Here is an 18,871-nt window from a genome sequence, read left to right as displayed (position 1 = left end):
AGGAATGTTGCATGAAACCGCAGTTTTACGACACGCTTAACCGACAAGCGGCCGCGCTACTTGAAGGCGAAACCGATTTAATCGCCGGTATGGCCAACTTTTCCGCATTACTCAATGAACACCTGAACGACCTTAACTGGGTCGGTTTTTATCTTATGAAAGGCGACCAATTAGTCCTGGGCCCATTTCAAGGTAAAGTGGCGTGTACTCGGATCCCATTGGGAAAAGGGGTCTGTGGAACTGCGGCGGCAACAGACATTACTCAGTTGGTGGCTGATGTTCATCAATTCGCTGGCCATATCGCATGTGATTCCGCCAGTAATTCTGAAATTGTGGTGCCGGTTAGAAGTGACCAACAGGTTGTGGCGGTACTGGATATTGATAGCCCCTTGTTCGCTCGGTTTGATAAAGACGATCAACAGGGCTTGGAAATGTTGGTAAAGACCTTCGAAAGTTGCTTGTTTGCTTAAAAGCCGTGCGATTTTGTGCATTTGATAGTCGCATTCGGTGCGCCGCGGCTTATAATAGGCCGCTTAAATGCACGAAGGTTAATCATCTTGGCAATAACGCATTACAATTGTTAAGGTTAACCACCCCTTTGGTAAATGCTGAAGGCGTGCTAATTTGTAGGTTGTCCTCCGGGATAAAAAGAACTAACGACCAGGCCCAGCGATGCCTGAGTCCCCTGTAATTCGTGGAAGTAATATGGAATCAACAGAAAAGTTGACCGACACCAATGCCATTCTGGCGTATTTGTATGAAACCTTTCCTTTATGTTTTATTGCTGAAGGTGAAGCCAAACCACTTAAAATCGGGCTGTTTCAGGATTTGGCAGAAAGGTTGGCCAACGATTCCAGAGTCAGTAAAACCCAACTACGTGTTGCCCTGCGGCGTTATACCAATAGTTGGCGTTATCTGAAGTCTCTCAAGGAAGGTGCGCAGCGGGTAGATCTGGATGGTAATCCCTGCGGAGAATTGGAAGCTGAACATGTTGAGCACGCCCGGGCTACTCTAAAAGAGAGTCAGGAAAAAGCGAAAGCCAAACGTGTTGAAACCGCAAAAGCAGAAGGTAAGGTGGCGGCCGAGGAAGACAAAGCTGCTCGACCAGCGAAAGCTAAGATGCGTCGTAAACCGCATGCGGATAGCAAAAAAGTCGCTATTCCCAAGTCTGCTCCACGCCCCCAGGCTGCCCAGCCTGCGGTTAAACTTGCACCAGCTACACTGTCAAAGTTGAACCCAGGACAGCGAGTGAATGTCAAACTGGGTGTTAACCCGGTGAGTGGCGTCATTCAGAACATTAATAAAGAAGATGTTCATGTTCAGCTGGATTCAGGTTTGACTGTCAAGGTACACGCAGAGCATATACTGCTGTAGTGTGCCCAAAACCAAGTAAAGATAAAGGAGTAACTTGCTGATGCGAAAGATTATTATAGCAGCGTCACTGGTCAGTATGCTGTTGGGAACCCCGGCGTTTGCTATATCACCGACAATTCCTGTCAGCGAGTTGCCCGATTTACATCAGGAACCACAACATCAGGTTACCAGCAAGCGTGTGGCTGGACTGTTTACTCGTTCCCATTACCATCGTATCGAACTTGACGATGCCTTTTCAAAAAAGATCTTTAATCGTTTTTTAGAGCAGCTGGATTATCGTCGCAACATACTGTTGCAGAGTGATGTAGACAGTATGCAGCCATACGCCACCCAATTTGATGACATGATAAAAAGTGGCGAATTAGAACCCGCATACAAGATGTTTCATCTGGTGCAGCAACGTAGTTATGAACGTTTTGCCTACGCGCTGAGTTTACTCGATAAAGATAAACCGATGAATTTTGATGTACCTGGTGACAAATATGTGTTTGATCGCAAAGACGCACCATGGGCGACAACAGAATCTGAACTGAATGAGTTATGGCGTGAACGTGTTAAATATGATGCGTTGAGTCTCAAGTTAACCGGCAAAACCTGGCCTGAGACAGTCGATATTCTTGGCAAACGTTATAACAATGCCATCAAACGGATGAAGCAGACCAACAGCGAAGATGTTTTCCAGGGGGTGATGAACGCTTTTGCCCGTTCTATCGAACCGCATACAAGCTATCTGTCACCACGTAATGCCGAACGCTTTGAGATGGAAATGAATCTCAGCCTTGAAGGTATCGGTGCTGTATTACAGATGGAAGACGATTATACCATTATTAAAAGTCTTGTCGCCGGAGGCCCAGCTGCTCTGAGTGGTAAGTTAGCCGTTGACGATAAGATTGTCGGTGTCGGCCAGGATAATGGCGAAATTGTTGATGTGATTGGTTGGCGTCTTGACGATGTGGTAGAGCTGATTAAAGGGCCTAAAGGCAGCAAAGTCACTTTACAGGTGTTGCCGAAGAAAGGAGGCTCGAATGCCAAGCCATTTTTGGTCACCGTGACACGCGATAAAATCCGTTTGGAAGATCGTGCAGCAGCGTCAAAAGTCATTGAGCCTGAAACCGGTCCTTATGCCCATCGTAAGATAGGTGTCATTACTGTTCCTGGCTTCTACATGAATTTGTCCAACGATGTCGCCAATGAATTGCAAAAATTGAAGGCTGATAATGTAGAAGGCATTGTCATTGACCTGCGCGGCAATGGTGGTGGAGCGCTGACTGAAGCGACCCTGATGACCGGATTATTTATTGATCAAGGTCCAGTGGTGCAGATCCGCGACGCTAACGGTCGGATTAGTGAAAACAGTGACAATGATGGCAAAACCTATTACGCCGGGCCTTTAACGCTCTTAGTTGATCGTTACTCCGCCTCAGCCTCAGAGATTTTTGCAGCAGCATTGCAGGATTATGGTCGTGCGCTGATTGTTGGCGAATCTACCTTTGGTAAAGGTACTGTGCAGCAACACCGTGGTCTTGAACGTATTTACGATATGTATGACAAGCCGCTGGGCCATGTACAGTATACTATAGCGAAGTTCTACCGTATCAATGGGGGCAGCACTCAACGGAAAGGGGTTACGCCAGATATTCCGTTCCCAAGTGCATTAGAACCCGGCGAGTATGGTGAGTCTGAAGAAGATAATGCCTTACCTTGGGATCAGGTACCACCAGCGGACTATCAGCCGTTAAATGAAGTGACTAAACCGATGATCGCCAGTCTTGAACAGCGCCATGAGCAGCGCGTTAAGAATAGTGTTGAATTCGGCTATATCCTGGATGATATCAAGGAATTCAAGCAGCATCATAAAGAGAAAAGTGTGTCTCTGGTTGAGAGCGAACGTTTGAAAGACCGTGACCAAGAAGATGCAAAAGCATTAGCCCGATTGAATGAACGGCGTCAGGTACATGGCCTTAAGCCATTGAAATCGCTAGAAGATGAGGATGGTGTTAGTGAGGAAGAGAAGAAAATCGCTGAACCGGACACCTTCCTCAACGAAGCGGTAGATGTTACGCTCGACATGGTGGACTACGAAAAAGGCGCCACCAAACAGCTTCATTGATTTCTACTAAAGAAAAAACGCGCTGCTAGCGCGTTTTTTCTTCTATATATACTGCGCTTGGATATTTAAAGTGTAAGTGCCTGTATTTGTTTTTAAATCATTTTGTACTCAAGGTCAGTTACTATGTCTCAGAATGTCAATCAACCCGCCAGCAAACGCCTGGCCGATTATCGTCCACCCGCATTCCTTATTCCCGAGCTCTCTTTGGCGTTTAAGTTACAGCCTACGGCGACGGAAGTGACGGCAATTAGTCATGTTGTACGTAACGGCGACCACCATGAGCCATTGGTGCTAGATGGTGAAGCATTGGAGTTGCTGAGCGCTAAAGTAAACGGTGAAGCGGTTGAAGTTACCCAATTGCCCGGCAAATTACAGGTGGCAACAGCGCTGGATGATTTTGAACTGACACTGGTTACTCGCATCAATCCTCAAGACAACTCGACGCTTGAAGGATTGTATATGTCAGATGGCGCGTACTGTACTCAGTGTGAAGCGGAAGGTTTCCGCCGTATCACCTATTTTCTTGACCGTCCGGATGTGCTTGCAAAATACAGCGTACGCATCGAAGCACCGCAAGCATTTAAGTATCTGCTGAGTAATGGTAATAACATTGACAGTGGCGCGCTGGAAAATGGTTGGCATTATGCCTGCTGGCAGGATCCGTTTCCAAAGCCTTGCTATCTGTTCGCCTTGGTGGCCGGCGATATGGATCTGCTAGAAGACAGTTTTCATACGTGCAGCGGGCGTGATGTGAAATTGCAGGTATTTGTTGATAAAGGCAATTTGCATAAAGCACATCATGCTATGGCATCATTGAAAAAGGCTATGGCATGGGATGAAAGCCGTTTTGATCTAGAGTATGACCTCGATATTTACATGATTGTCGCCGTAGATTTCTTCAATATGGGGGCGATGGAAAACAAAGGCCTGAATATATTCAATACTAAATACGTGTTGGCTGATGTGGAAAGCGCTACTGATGACGACTTCCATGGGATTGAGTCAGTTATCGGCCATGAATATTTTCATAACTGGACCGGAGACCGGGTGACTTGCCGTGATTGGTTTCAGTTGAGCTTAAAAGAAGGCTTAACCGTTTTTCGCGATCAGGAATTCAGTTCGGATGTCGGTTCGCGGCCGGTAAATCGCATTCATGCGATTAAGGTAATAAAAAATCAGCAGTTTGCTGAGGATGCTGGCCCAATGTCACATCCCATTCGCCCGGAAGAAGTGATTCAAATGAACAACTTCTATACCGTCACCGTGTATAACAAAGGCGCTGAAGTCATTCGCATGATGCATACGCTTTTGGGGGAAAGTGGCTTTCAGGCTGGCATGAAACTGTACTTCGCGCGCCATGATGGTCAGGCGGTGACCTGTGATGACTTTGTGCAAGCAATGCAGGATGCTAGCGGTAAAGATCTGACTCAGTTCCGGCGTTGGTATGCTCAGGCAGGAACTCCGGAAGTCACCGTGCATGACAGTTTTGATGCTGAGACAGGTATTTACCGTTTACAGTTGCGGCAACAAACTGCCCAGCGTCTGGGCGAGCAGTCAAAATTGCCGCTGCATATTCCTTTCAGTGTCGAGCTGTTGGATCCACAAGGACAGTCACTGGTTAATCAGGTCCTCGATTTTACTCAGGCAGAACAAACTTTTGAGTTCAGCGGACTGAAAAGTAAGGTGATTCCATCATTACTACAGGATTTTTCTGCACCAGTCCGGTTGTCTTATGATTTTTCTATTGAGCAATTATTGGTGCTGATGGCTCATGCCCGCAGTGAAGTCGCGCGTTGGGAAGCCTCCGTAACCCTGTTCAGTCACGCTGTGTGGCGCAATGTTGAGCGGTTGCAACAGCAGCAGAGCATGGTGCTGGATAGTCGGGTGATTGATGCGTTTCGTGGTGTGATCTTGAGTGAGTCATTGGATCATGCACTGGCCGCTGAAATTCTGAAAATGCCATCAGCATCGACCTTAATAGAGCAGGCTTCTCAAGTTGATCTGGATAAACTGCTGTGCGCCCGTGACTATGTGCTTGAGGCCATTGCGACAGGCTGTGAAGATGAAGCCTTGGTGCGTTATCGCGAATTGCATGGTGTCGATAACGCCGGTAGCCGGGCATTTGCAAACGCTTTGTTGAGCTTGCTAGCCCGCGGAACCGATGGCCATGAATCGCTACTAGAAAGACAATTTACTCTCGCAGCGAATATGACTGAAGCACTGGGAGCACTGAGTGCGGCAGTTGAAGGTAATGCTGACTGCCGTGATACGCTATTGGCGACATTTGAACAGCGCTGGAATCAGACGCCATTAGTGATGGATAAATGGTTCTCGCTGCAAGCGACCATCAATGAAGCAGAAGTATTAGACCGCATCACCGAACTCCAGCAACATCCGGCGTTTAGTATGAGTAATCCTAACCGCGTACGTTCGTTAATTGGAGCCTTTGCCGCACTAAATATTGCCCAGTTCCATCGCGCAGATGGTGCCGGATACCGTTTTATGACCGACATCATCAAAAAGCTGAACAGTAGTAATCCACAGATTGCGGCGAGAATTGTTACGCCGTTGATCCAGTTCGGCAAACTTGATCCAGTGCGTCAGCTATTGATTAAGCAATGTTTGCATGAACTGTTGGCCTTGCCTGAGTTGTCCAAAGATTTGTTTGAAAAGGTTAGCAAGGCGCTCAAGGACTGATGGAATTACAGATTAAGGTTTGGTGATGGACTTTTATTTCAGTCTAAATCTGAGTTTTGAACAGTTTAAGCCGTATTACCAGGGGATTGCAGAAGCCGTACAGGTGCGTGATGTTAATGGTAAGATCCTGCAAATCAATGGCCGGCATTTCAGACAGTTCCTGACTTCAGAGGGAGTGCATGGACAGTTCCGATTGACCATTGATAGTCAGGGTCATTTCCAATCAATTAAGCGCGTCAATTAAACGTAATACGTTAATCAATGGCCCCTGATATTTTTCCTCAGGGGCCTTTTTTATACCTTAAGAATATTGCAGCCGTCATCGTAGGTACGACAAAAAGACGGTTAACAGAGCAAGTTTCTTAAAAAATTCATATTTAATTAAGTATTTGAGTTGAAGACGGATAAATTTTTTAGCGTGGCATAAATAATATAGAGTAAATACTTAAAACGTTTGAATGACAACCATAATAAGTATTATTGTGTAGTTTAAATTTTAAGCCTTTAAATATCATTTAGTTATATTAGATTTAAATTTGTCAGACCAATTTACATCATAAAAATTCAAAAACTTCACCCCTCAATCACCACTTGAAATGCGCATAAGTGCCCAAAAAGTCTAATATTTTGTGGCTTGCGGCGCTGCTCCAATTGTTGTAACTCTAATGTTATCTGTCGGTTCACTAGATGTTGATTTTTATTTTAAGCAACGCACCTGGCAGTGACGGAGAAGCTAACATGACGATTAAAAAAACGTTCAAAATGTCGATGGTCACTTTGGGGGTGGTATCGGCACTGAATGTGGGGCTGATCTCCTCGGTTAAAGCCGTGTCTTTTAATTGGGGTGAAATTGAAGGTTCATTTGATTCAACTTGGACTATTGGCGCTAGTTGGCGGGTTGCTGATCGTGATTGGAATGGCCAAATCGGTAAGGTCAACCACCCGCAATTTGATTGGAGTGGTTATTCTGCTTTTGGTAATACCCGTTATACCGCCGCTGAGATCTGGGCACAGCCAGGGTCTTATTCCAGCAATAATGACATGAGTAATTTGCTTTACGCTCAGGGTGATACCACATCAGAAATTTTCAAAGGATTGCACGAACTGCAACTTAAGTATCGCAATTATGGGGTATTTGTCCGTGGAATGTATTTTTATGACCGTAAACTTAATAACGGCGATTTTGGCTACACCAATCCATTAACTGGCAAAGAATATGATCCCTGTGCAGATAAGCGCGCAAGTGAAGTGCAGTGTAAGGATATCCGCCTATTAGATGCCTTTGTTTATGCGAATTTTGATCTGAACCAAGGTGCTAATCCACTCGCCATTAGGGTAGGGCAACAGGTGGTTTCTTGGGGCGAAAGTACGCTGATCTCACACGGAATTGCGGAAATTAATCCGGTAGATTTGAACATCCTCTACGTTCCTGGCGCGGAGCTGAAAGAAGCTTTTCGACCACAAGGCATGATATGGGCATCTTTAGGTGTGACCGAAAATTTGTCGGTAGAAGCTTTTTACCAATATGACTGGGAGCCTATCTGGGTGCCTGCGCCAGGGTCAATTTTCGCGACCAACGACTTTGTCGGGTATGGCGGATATTCGCAAAATGCCCAGTTAGGGTTTAATGCAAATCCTGATATCAATCTCGACGTTTTAGAGCAGGAATACAGCGACTTGGCTAATCTGTTAGCCAGTGGCGCATCTGTGCCGACGGCGACATTGGTGCAGATGGCGCTGGCCTATCCAACGAAAGTGACACTCGTGCAGGACGCAGCGAAACCTAGAGATAGCGGCCAATATGGATTGAAGGCCAGTTATTACGCGCCTGAATTGGGTGAAACCGAATTTGGCTTTTACTTTATGAATTACCATAGTCGGCGTCCCCTTATCAGTGGTACGGCGGCTAATTTCACCACATCTGCGTTATTAAGTGATTTAACCGTGCTGGCACAAAACGCTGGGCAAATAAATCGACAACTGTTGTTGAGCTTGCAGAGCTTTTCTAAAGCCCAAGTCGTTTATCCGGAAGATATCAAACTTTACGGCTTTAGTTTTAACACCTTAGTCGGTGACACTTCGGTTGCCGGTGAAATTGCCTTGCGTAAGGATGAGCCGTTGCAGATCGATGATGTGGAACTGCTGTTTGCGGGGATGCCGCAACAGTTAGCTAATGCTGGCATCCGACCGGATCTTGATGGGATTTCGCAGCTGGATACTGTCGCTCCCGGAGAAACGGTGGATGGCTATATCCGCCGTGATACCACTCAAGCACAGGTGACGCTGACTCACCTGTTCGGTCCAACCCTGGGGCTCGATAACCTCACTATGCTCGCTGAGGTAGGCGGCGTTTGGATTAGTAATATGCCCGGCTTTGACGAGCTGCGATTGAATGGACCCGGTACCAGTCGCAGTGGTGGCAATCCCGAGATGACGGGGATTATTCAAGCGTTGCAAGACGGACCTGAGACCAATCCTTTCCCAACGGCATTTGCCTGGGGTTATCGCCTGGTGGCAAAAGCTGATCTGAATAATCTTTACGGTGGCATTAACATTTCTCCACGGATCATTTTTTCTCATGATGTGAATGGGATAACCCCCGATCCGTTATTCCTGTTTACCGAAGGCCGTAAGTCCGTCGCGCTCGGTGTCAGTTTCGATTATCAGAGTCGTTGGGGCGCGGAACTGTCTTATAACAATTTCTTTGGTGGTGTGGGAACTACCAATGCGATGGCTGACCGTGATTACATTTCGTTCAGTATTAAGTACTCATTGTAATGAGGACCGACAAAATGAAAACGATTATACAAGCATCGACTGTAGTGATGATGTTGTTGGGGAATAGCGCACTGGCGCAAGTGTCAGACCTCGATGCGGCAAGGCTCGGTAAGGATTTAACGCCATTAGGTGCCGAAATGACCGGAAGTAAAGATGGCAGCATTCCCGCCTGGAACAGTGGCATTACCACACCGCCAAAAAGTTATCAGAAAGGCATGCATCATCCAGATCCTTTTGCTGCAGATAAGCCTTTGTATACCATAACAAAGGCTAATTTTGCGCAATACAAAGAATTATTAAGTCCCGGTCAGCAAAAATTATTTGAACTCTATCCTGACAGCTTCAAGATGCATGTCTATCAGACGCGTCGTACCGCTTCTGTTCCGCAATATATCTATGATGCCACCCGAGCCAATGCCACTACTGCCAAGCTGGTTGCCGGTGGAAATGGTGTCGACGGTGCGGCCAAAGGTATCCCATTCCCAATACCTGCCAATGGACTTGAAGCGATCTGGAATCACATCCTGCGTTTTCGTGGCGTTGATATAACCACCCATCGCGGTCAGGCCGCTCCTACGGCCTCTGGCGATTTCACCTTAGTGGAAATGGAGGAGGAGATCCGCTTCGAATATTCGCGTCCTGAAGAAACGCTGGAGCAATTACGGAAAGACAACCTGATCTTCAGTTTCAAACAGGTGGTCACCCAGCCCGCACGTTTGGCCGGTACCGCACTGTTGGTGAAAGAAACCATGGACCAGGAAAAGGAACCAAGACAAGCCTGGACTTATAACACTGGGCAGCGCCGCGTACGCAAAGCCCCGAATGTCGCTTTTGACACACCGGGAACAGTCTCTGATGGTCTGCGTACGACCGACGATTTTGATATGTTTAACGGGTCTCCATCCCGTTATAACTGGGAACTGTTAGGTAAACAGGAGCTGTTGATCCCTTATAACGACTACCGTCTGCATTCAGACAAGCTGCAATACAGTGACATTCTTAAAAAAGGCCACATCAATCCCGATGTTGTGCGTTATGAAAAACATCGGGTATGGGTGGTAAAAGCGACGCTTAAAGCAGGCATGCGCCACATATATAAAACACGAGTGTTCTATCTCGATGAAGACTCGTGGCAGATATCTGTTGCCGATCTCTATGACAACCGCGATCAGCTATACCGAGTAGCGCAGGCGCACGCCATTAACTATTACGAAGTGCCCGTATTGTGGAGCACGTTGGAGGTTTATCACGACTTACAGTCACGCCGTTATCTGGCTCTTGGATTAGACAATCAATCACCCATGTATGACTTTGACGCTAAGTTGACGGAAGCAAATTTCACTCCAGCATCTTTGCGTCGTGAGGGCATTCGCTAACAACTCAGTGGGCAGATAACGCCCATATAACACAAGGTTTATAGATGAAGTACGCCAAGCTGTTGTGTACCGTTTGTGCAATTTTGTCTGTGCCCACGTTCAGTGCGCAGTCATCGGACGCGCCATCGGTGATAACCAGTCAGATCCAGCCATTAGCGGCACGATCATTGGTATTGGATATCGCCACCGCTGGCGAGCAGCTGGTTGCCGTGGGTGAACGTGGTCATATTCTACGATTGATGTCAGATAATCATTGGCAACAGGTGGTAACACCCAGTCGCAATTTATTGACGCGGGTGCGGTTTCTGGATAGTCAGAACGGCTGGGCGGTAGGACATGATGCCTCCATTTTACACACTCGGGACGGTGGCCTTAGTTGGCAACTGCAATATCATTCTGAAGCATTAGCCAGACCTTTATTTGATATGTATTTCAATGATATAAAAAATGGCATCGCAGTCGGGGCTTATGGTTTATTGTTGCGAACCCGTGATGGTGGAAAACACTGGAGTCGCGAGTTCCATGATGAGTTGCTGCTTGAGGATGATCGGACATATCTGCTGCAGCTTAAAACCGATGATCCAGCTGCCTATCAGCAAGAGTCAGATTCTATTCTGCCACATTTTAATCGCTTATTACCGTTGAGTGATGGACGGTTACTACTGCTTGGTGAGATGGGCTTGGTGGCGATTAGTCACGATTTTGGCAATCACTGGCAACGATTACCCTTTGACTATCAGGGGTCTTTGTTTGCCGCTCAGGAGTATAACGGTCGGGTCTATGTCGCGGGTTTGCGCGGTAACGTATTTGTTAGCGATTTAACACTGCAACAGTGGCAACCATTAGCGTTACCTCAAAGCGCGACCATCAATGGTATGGCCTTGATAGCTGGCCATTTATGGCTGATGGGGAATAGTGGTGTACTGATAAAGCTTCGTGCGGATAATCGTGCCAGTTTGGAACAACAACTGAAAGGGGAAAATCTGCTGACACTGGCGGCAGATCGTTCAGGCAACCTTTGGCTTGCTGGTACTAAAGGGTTACAGCCCATAACATTAAAATAACGGGTGTTGAATATGTTGGAAAAACTGGTCAATGGCCTGGAAAGCTTTCTGTTTCGACACCGGAGATGGGGCGTGGTGTTTTTTGTGCTTTGCACAGGGTTATTAGGCTGGCAAGCCAGTTTGTTACGTATGGATGCCGCTTTTGTTAAAAATATTCCACTAGCGCACCCATACATGCAAACCTACCTGAAGCACCAAGCCCAGTTTGGTGGGGCAAATTCCATTATGGTCGCGGTGGAGGATGCTGGCGGCGATATCTTCAATCCTCGATTTTTTAACACACTCAAAGAAGTGCATGATCAGTTGTTCTTCATCCCCGGAGTTGATCGTTCACAAGTCAAATCCCTGTATTCTCCCTCTACGCGTTTTACTGAAGTGGTAGAAGACGGATTTTCTGGTGGTCCGGTGATCCCGGCAGACTTCAATACCAGTCCAGCTGGATTGCAGAAAGTTCGCGAAAATATTGAGAAAGCTGGCATTGTTGGACGACTGGTCGCCAGTGATTATTCGGCTGCCATGATCAGCGCGCAACTGCTGGATTTTGATCCGCAAACCGGTGAGCCACTGGATACTTTGGCATTTGCCAATGAGCTGGAAAAGCAATTACGTGACCAATACCAGAACGAGCACATTCGCATCCACATTATTGGTTTTGCGAAAATGGCGGGCGATATTGCGGATGGTGCTCGCGGCGTCGTGCTGTTTTTTGTCATGGCATTATTGGTGACCGCTGCCATGGTTTATCTGTTCAGTCGCTCACTATTACTGACAATACTGCCACTGACGTGCAGTCTGGTTGCGGTAGTGTGGCAGCTCGGATTACTCAAACTGGTTGGTTTTGGGCTGGATCCCATGTCAATCCTGGTGCCATTTCTAGTATTTGCCATTGGTGTGAGTCATGGGGTTCAGATGATCAATGCTGTTCGCCAGCGGGTCAGTCAGGGGATGAGCAGTAAGCAGGCTTCAGCGGCAGCATTTCGCGCGTTGCTGGTGCCTGGTGGTGTGGCATTGCTATCGGACACTATCGGCTTTATGACGCTGTTAACAATCGACATTGGTATTATCCGTGAATTGGCGATCTCGGCATCGTTGGGCGTGGGCGTGATAATTTTAACCAATCTTGTGTTACTGCCCTTAGTCATCTCATTTGTGCATTTACCGGTAAAATCTACCACTCAAGCCCGCTCGACCGCGATCTGGCGCTATTTCGCAAAGTTGGCGTCGTTGCGCTACGCCTGGGTAATTATCGCAGTGACCGTGGTACTTTATGGGTTAGGGCTGACCCAGGCAACCCAGATGAAAATCGGCGATCTGCAACGCGGGGCGCCGGCGCTGCATGAATCATCTCGCTATAACCAAGACACCTTTTTTATTACTGATCACTTTGCGATTACTACTGATGTGATGACTGTCATTGTGGAGGCGTTTCCAGAGGCTTGTACTTACCATGATGTGTTGCAGCGCATTGACGATTTTGAGTGGTTAGCACGCAATACCTCGGGAGTGGAATTTACTGCCAGTATCAGTTCGGTCGCCCGTCAGGTAAACGCGGGGTTTAACGAAGGTAATCCTCGCTGGTTAGTGTTGCCACGAGACTCAGCTAGCTTGGCGCAATTAGTCTCACAGATCCCGACCTCCAGTGGTTTGCTTGATGGGAATTGTTCAGTGATGCCGGTGTATCTGTTTCTCCGTGATCACAAGGCTCAAACCATTGGTGTTGTCATAGATAAAGTGAAACATCTTGCGACAGCCTTGGATACCGAACAGGTGAAATTTCGATTGGCCTCCGGTCCCGTGGGGGTCATGGCTGCAACCAATGAAGCGGTAGCGTCAGCGCAAATGCCAATGATGTTGTATGTCTATGGTGCGGTGTTCATTTTATGTTTGCTGAGTTTTCGTTCTCTGCGCGCCACGTTGGCAGTGATTATTCCACTCTATGTGGTTTCCACATTAGCGCAGGCGCTGATGACATTGTTAAATATTGGTCTGACCGTGAGTACCTTACCGGTTATTGCCCTAGGCGTGGGTATTGGTGTGGATTACGGGATTTATATCTTATCAATCATGGCGCAAAAACTGCGTGATGGTATGGCGGTGCAGCAGGCTTATCTGGAAGCGCTTTGTGAACGGGGGAATGCGGTTGTTTTTACTGGACTGACCTTAGCCGTTGGCGTCAGTACCTGGTTTTTTTCAGCACTGAAATTTCAGGTGGATATGGGGGTAATGCTGACGTTCATGTTTTTAGTCAATATGCTCGGTGCAATTATCATTTTGCCAGCATTGGCCGCCGTTTTCTGGCCTAAACACAAAAGTTTTACTAAACAATAAAGGCATGTTTAATAGCTTTACGTGAATAGTTTTTCAACTTTAGCAGATAAATGGGCAAAACACTGTTTTTGGGCGCCGCAACAATGGCTAACTCCCTTATATAACACTAAAATTTTCCTCGAAATACGAGGTGTTTAGTAATAAACTTCGCGCCTAGACCTAGGTCACAATTTTGGGTGATCCAGGTCGCTCGCAGAAGCACCCTAAATACAAAAAAGCGCAGCTATAGACGCTTAAGGAAATATCATCATGGCTTTGAAAGACTCAATGCCCTCAGTGTTACTGGAGAATGTAGTTAATCTCATTCACTCCAAAGTTCCAAAAGCCCAAGCTCTTCAGGTAGAGCAATTTGCTACCTGTCTGTATGCCCACATGTCGAAAGACGATTTGCTCGCCCGTACTGATAGTGATCTTTATGGGGCTATTTTGAGTTTGTGGAATTCGCTGTCTAACACCTCTGTTGGACAGACTCACCTGAAAGTTTTTAACCCCACCCAAGCCAAGCACGGCTGGCAATCGTCCCACACAATTATCGAAATTGTGCAGCCCGATATGCCGTTTTTGGTTGATTCATTAGGGATGGCGTTGAAACGCCTCAGTATCACTTCTCATATGATGCTGCACACCCCTCTGGCAATTGAACGAAAAAAAGATCAGATCACTGGTGTCACCCGTGTTAAAGGCAGTCGTGAAGACTCCGATAAAGTGGCAGTGTTCCTGATAGAAATTGACCGTCAGAGCAGTGAAAAAGATATCAAGCATCTAGAAAAAGAGATCGAAATTGTGCTTCATGATGTCTCTGCTGCGGTAAAAGACTGGCAGCCGATGACAGAAAAGCTCGCTAACATCATCGCTGAGCTGCCAAAACGGCCATTCCCCGGCGATGCTAAAGAGCTCGAAGAAGCGGTTAATTACCTGAGTTATCTCAACGACCATCATTTCACGTTGTTGGGTTACCGTTACTATGAATTGCGCCGAGTTGCTGGTGATGTCGAGTTAGTCCCTGATATGACCTCCAGCCTGGGGTTGATGAGCAAACCTGGGAAAGAACAACCAGAACACGGTTTGATGCTGTCATCCTTATCAGAAACGGCCCGCCGTGAAGCCCTTAATAGTTCGTTATTGGTGTTGACCAAGGGCTCAGCCAAGAGCCGAGTGCATCGCCCTGCCTACGTGGACTACATCGGCATCAAGCGTTTTGATAAGCAAGGCAATGTTATCGGTGAAGATCGCTTTGTGGGTTTGTACGTTTCCAATGTGTACAACCGGAGTCCGCGCTCTATTCCGCTGTTGGCTGACAAGGTGCAGCGGATTATGGACCTTTCTGGACTAGGCCCGCGTTCTCATGATTACAAGACCTTGCTGAATATCCTTGAAAATTTGCCGCGCGATGAAATTATTCAGGCATCTGTGGAAGATTTGGCAAGTGTTGCACATGGCGTGCTGGAGATGCAGGACCGTGACAAACTGAAACTGTTTGTCCGTAAAGATGCCTTTGGACGTTTTCTCTCCTGCCTGGTTTATGTCTCCAAAGACAGATACAACACTAAGCTCAGACAGGATACTCAGCGTATTTTAGCGCAAACCTTTAAGAGTAATGAGGAAGTAGAATTCACTACTTATTTCTCCGAATCATCTTTATGTCGGACTCATTACATCGTGAAAGTAGACAATAACAATGATGTGGATGTAGACGTGGCTGCTATAGAAAACAACCTAATCGAAGCCGCCCGTTCCTGGGACGACAAACTTGCAAATGCTCTGGTCAGTGCCATTGGCGAAGAACAGGGTAACCGTTACTTTAAACGCTATGATTCCGCTTTCCCGCAAAGCTACAAGGGCGATGTGCTGCCTACCTCCGCGGTAGTTGATATTCGTCAGTTGGAAGCGTTAGATGATGAACACAAACTTGGCATGCTGTTTTATCAACCACAGGAAGCGGAAGTTAACAGTAGCACTGTGCGTCTGAAATTGTTCCACAAAGACGAGCCAATCCCGTTATCAGATGTATTGCCGATGTTGGAAAACTTTGGTTTGCGGGTGATCAACGAACGTCCTTACGAAGTAGCAACCACCGATAGCAAGACTTTCTGGATCCTCGACTTCCTGATGACGGTGCAGCGGTCAGCTTCTGAAGATCTGACTGATAGTCAGGACCGCTTTCAAAATGCGCTGTCGCTGGTATGGCAGAAGAAACTGGAAGATGACGGCTTCAACCGTTTGGTGTTAGCTACCGGCCTGTCTGGTCGCGAAGTCTCGATTTTGCGTGCCTATGCCAAATATATGCGTCAGATTGACGCCACTTTCAGTCAGGCATATATCGAAGAGACATTCAGCCGTTACCCTCAGATTGCTGACTCGCTGGTGAAAATGTTCATCCGTAAGTTCAATCCGAAGCTGAAAACCCGCACTACCAGTAAGTTTGAAGAGCAGATTGCGCTGCGCTTAGAAGACGTGGCAAGCCTGGACGATGATCGTATTATTCGCCGTTATCTGGCACTGATTAATGCCACCGTACGAACTAACTTCTATCAGCTCGATGCTGCGGGAGAGTCAAAGGATTATATCTCCTTTAAGTTCTCTCCAGATTTGATCCCTGAAATGCCAAAACCGCTGCCTAAGTACGAAATTTTCGTTTATAGCCCGCGGGTTGAAGGGGTGCATCTGCGTGGTGGGCGCGTTGCCCGTGGCGGCCTGCGCTGGTCCGATCGTCGTGAAGACTTCCGTACTGAAGTCCTCGGTCTGGTGAAAGCCCAGCAGGTGAAAAACACCGTAATCGTGCCTGTGGGTGCCAAAGGTGGTTTTGTCTGCAAGCAGATGCCTACCGACGGTGGCCGTGAAGCCGTGTTCCAAGAAGGTCAGGCATGTTACCGGATCTTCATCCACGGTCTGCTGGATATTACTGATAACATCGTCAACAAAGAGGTGGTTCCGCCTATTGACGTAGTGCGCCACGATGATGATGACCCTTATCTGGTAGTCGCCGCCGATAAAGGTACCGCAACCTTCTCCGATATCGCTAATGCGATTTCGCTGGAATATAACTTCTGGCTGGGAGATGCCTTTGCTTCTGGTGGTTCTAATGGTTACGACCATAAGAAAATGGGGATCACCGCTAAGGGTGCCTGGGAATCTGTTAAACGGCATTTCCGCGAAGTGGGCATTGATTGCCAGACTAGCGATTTCACCTGCGTCGGTATTGGTGATATGGCGGGAGACGTGTTTGGTAACGGTATGTTGTTATCTGAACACACTCGCTTGCAGGCGGCGTTCAACCACATGCACATCTTTATCGACCCGACACCGGATGCGGCGAAAAGCTTCGTGGAACGGCAACGGCTGTTCGATCTGCCGCGCTCCACTTGGGATGACTACAATCGTAAGTTGATCTCCAAGGGCGGTGGTATTTTCCTCAGAAGTGCTAAAGCCATCAATCTGACCCCAGAAATGAAAACTATGCTGGCGACAGATAAAGCATCCATGACTCCAAGCGAACTCATCAAAGAGTTGCTGAAAATGCCAGTGGATCTGTTATGGAATGGTGGTATCGGTACTTATGTAAAATCCAGCCATGAAACCAATGCAGATGTTGGTGACCGTGCAAACGATGCGTTGCGGGTTAATGGTGCTGATGTTCGGGCAAAGATCATCGGTGAAGGCGGTAACCTCGGCTGTACCCAATTGGGTCGTATCGAATACGCCGCCAATGGTGGTCGCATGAATACCGACTTTGTGGACAACGTTGGTGGCGTGGATTGTTCCGATAACGAAGTTAACATCAAGATCCTGCTTAACAGCCTGGTAGCAGAAGGGGATCTGACGGTTAAACAACGTAACAGCCTGCTGGAACAAATGACGGACGAAGTGGCTGATATCGTGATTCAGGATTGTGAACAGCAGACTCGCACCTTGTCGGTTACACAGGTACATGCGGCTGAGCAGCTGAAAGAGCATATCCGCTTCATTCACTACTTGGAAAAAGAGGGCAAGCTTGACCGTGCGCTGGAGTTCCTGCCATCTGAAGAGGAACTGACTGAGCGACTGGCCAACAACCGTGGCCTAACTCGTCCAGAGCTGTCTGTGCTGGTGGCTTACAGTAAAATGTTGCTTAAAGAGCAGTTGGTTACACCGGAAGTGACCGAGGACTCTTGGTTGAGTCAGTTACTGGTGGCGTATTTCCCACAGAAACTGCAGAAACTGTATGCCGACAAGATGGGCACTCATCCGCTGCGTGGTGAGATCATCGCCACCTCACTTGCCAATGAACTCGTCAACGAAATGGGCATGAATTTCATTCAGCGTATGCAGGATGAGACTGGTGCCTCAGTTGCAGAATCTGCCATCTGTTACGCTATGGCTAGAGAAATATTCGGTATGGGTGAATTAATTCAGGCGATTGATGACCTGAATGGCGTGGTTCCGGCCGTGGTGCAAAGTGAAATGTTGCATCAGTTACGTCGTAACATGCGTCGCTCAACCCGCTGGTTATTACGTAACCGTAACCGCAATCTGAATGTTGAACAGAATGTTGCTTTCTTCAAACCTGTGTTTGAAGATCTGCGCGATAATCTTCACCATTACCTCCAGGAAGGTGAATGGCAGGGCATTGCTGACGAAATCGCAGCGCTGGAGCGCGAAGCGGTACCCACAGCAGTAGCGAGTTTGGTGGGTAAGATGAGCACACTGTTCTGTACTCTGGACATTGCGCAGATAGTACAGCAGCAGAACAAAACTGTTGCGCTGGTTGCTGAGACTTATTACAAGCTTGGCGCGCGCATTGAATTGCACTGGTTCCTGGAACAGATTAATGCTCAGCCTGCGTCTAACCATTGGCAGGTCTTGGCTCGGGCGGCGTTCCGCGAAGATCTGGACTGGCAGCAACGTTCACTCAGTTCTGTCGTTCTGAGAAGTTGTGCGACTGAATGCGATGCAGAAGTGGTGATCGCCCAGTGGATTGAAGGTCATCAGCTGTTGCTGGAACGTTGGTTCCTGATGCTGGCTGACTTCAAAACATCAGGTGTTCATGAGTTCGCCAAGTTCTCTGTGGCACTGCGTGAACTGAACCTGCTGATTTTGCATTGTGAAGGGCATGGTTAATATATAATAACAACAAGAGCCCTGGCATTTGCCGGGGCTTTTTTTAG

General features: G+C 47.5%; 10 protein-coding genes. All 10 read left to right on the top strand.

Annotated features, from left to right (window positions below):
- The first annotated feature begins 11 nt into the window (after positions 1-11).
- Entirely contained in the window at positions 12-470 is a 459-nt protein-coding gene (locus KDN34_RS09720) for a GAF domain-containing protein (protein ID WP_212593608.1), read from the top strand.
- Between the two features lie 235 nt (positions 471-705).
- Positions 706-1,374 (top strand): RNA chaperone ProQ, encoded by a 669-nt coding sequence (gene proQ, locus KDN34_RS09715; RefSeq protein WP_212593607.1) that lies wholly within the window; start codon positions 706-708, stop codon positions 1,372-1,374.
- Between the two features lie 40 nt (positions 1,375-1,414).
- Positions 1,415-3,484 carry a carboxy terminal-processing peptidase gene (gene prc, locus KDN34_RS09710; protein ID WP_212593606.1) on the top strand — a complete coding sequence of 690 codons (2,070 nt, stop codon included), beginning with the start codon at positions 1,415-1,417 and terminating at the stop codon, positions 3,482-3,484.
- Between the two features lie 123 nt (positions 3,485-3,607).
- Positions 3,608-6,181, top strand: coding sequence for an aminopeptidase N (gene pepN, locus KDN34_RS09705; protein WP_212593605.1), 2,574 nt, complete (start codon positions 3,608-3,610; stop codon positions 6,179-6,181).
- Between the two features lie 25 nt (positions 6,182-6,206).
- Positions 6,207-6,425 carry a DUF2835 domain-containing protein gene (locus tag KDN34_RS09700; protein ID WP_212593604.1) on the top strand — a complete coding sequence of 73 codons (219 nt, stop codon included), beginning with the start codon at positions 6,207-6,209 and terminating at the stop codon, positions 6,423-6,425.
- 494 nt (positions 6,426-6,919) lie between these two features.
- Positions 6,920-8,959 carry a DUF1302 domain-containing protein gene (locus KDN34_RS09695; RefSeq protein ID WP_212593603.1) on the top strand — a complete coding sequence of 680 codons (2,040 nt, stop codon included), beginning with the start codon at positions 6,920-6,922 and terminating at the stop codon, positions 8,957-8,959.
- A gap of 14 nt (positions 8,960-8,973) precedes the next feature.
- Positions 8,974-10,335, top strand: coding sequence for a DUF1329 domain-containing protein (locus tag KDN34_RS09690; RefSeq protein WP_212593602.1), 1,362 nt, complete (start codon positions 8,974-8,976; stop codon positions 10,333-10,335).
- 44 nt (positions 10,336-10,379) lie between these two features.
- Positions 10,380-11,399, top strand: a complete 1,020-nt coding sequence (locus KDN34_RS09685; protein ID WP_212593601.1) for a YCF48-related protein — start codon at positions 10,380-10,382, stop codon at positions 11,397-11,399.
- A 12-nt stretch (positions 11,400-11,411) separates the two neighbouring features.
- Entirely contained in the window at positions 11,412-13,727 is a 2,316-nt protein-coding gene (locus KDN34_RS09680; protein WP_212593600.1) for an efflux RND transporter permease subunit, read from the top strand.
- 249 nt (positions 13,728-13,976) lie between these two features.
- On the top strand, positions 13,977-18,824 hold the full coding sequence (locus KDN34_RS09675; RefSeq protein WP_212593599.1) for an NAD-glutamate dehydrogenase: 4,848 nt from the start codon (positions 13,977-13,979) through the stop codon (positions 18,822-18,824).
- The last annotated feature ends 47 nt before the right edge of the window (positions 18,825-18,871 follow it).

It is taken from the genome of Shewanella yunxiaonensis (assembly GCF_018223345.1).
In the GTDB taxonomy this organism is placed as follows: domain Bacteria; phylum Pseudomonadota; class Gammaproteobacteria; order Enterobacterales; family Shewanellaceae; genus Shewanella; species Shewanella yunxiaonensis.
Note: the sequence above shows the minus strand (reverse complement) of the source record. Positions and strands in the feature narration are given on the sequence as shown.

What these genes read in the sequence shown, in the direction of transcription:
- KDN34_RS09720 (WP_212593608.1), top strand. Translation starts at nt 12, where the DNA reads ATGAAACCGCAGTTTTACGACACGCTTAACCGACAAGCGGCCGCGCTA.
- proQ (WP_212593607.1), top strand. Translation starts at nt 706, where the DNA reads ATGGAATCAACAGAAAAGTTGACCGACACCAATGCCATTCTGGCGTAT.
- prc (WP_212593606.1), top strand. Translation starts at nt 1,415, where the DNA reads ATGCGAAAGATTATTATAGCAGCGTCACTGGTCAGTATGCTGTTGGGA.
- pepN (WP_212593605.1), top strand. Translation starts at nt 3,608, where the DNA reads ATGTCTCAGAATGTCAATCAACCCGCCAGCAAACGCCTGGCCGATTAT.
- KDN34_RS09700 (WP_212593604.1), top strand. Translation starts at nt 6,207, where the DNA reads ATGGACTTTTATTTCAGTCTAAATCTGAGTTTTGAACAGTTTAAGCCG.
- KDN34_RS09695 (WP_212593603.1), top strand. Translation starts at nt 6,920, where the DNA reads ATGACGATTAAAAAAACGTTCAAAATGTCGATGGTCACTTTGGGGGTG.
- KDN34_RS09690 (WP_212593602.1), top strand. Translation starts at nt 8,974, where the DNA reads ATGAAAACGATTATACAAGCATCGACTGTAGTGATGATGTTGTTGGGG.
- KDN34_RS09685 (WP_212593601.1), top strand. Translation starts at nt 10,380, where the DNA reads ATGAAGTACGCCAAGCTGTTGTGTACCGTTTGTGCAATTTTGTCTGTG.
- KDN34_RS09680 (WP_212593600.1), top strand. Translation starts at nt 11,412, where the DNA reads ATGTTGGAAAAACTGGTCAATGGCCTGGAAAGCTTTCTGTTTCGACAC.
- KDN34_RS09675 (WP_212593599.1), top strand. Translation starts at nt 13,977, where the DNA reads ATGGCTTTGAAAGACTCAATGCCCTCAGTGTTACTGGAGAATGTAGTT.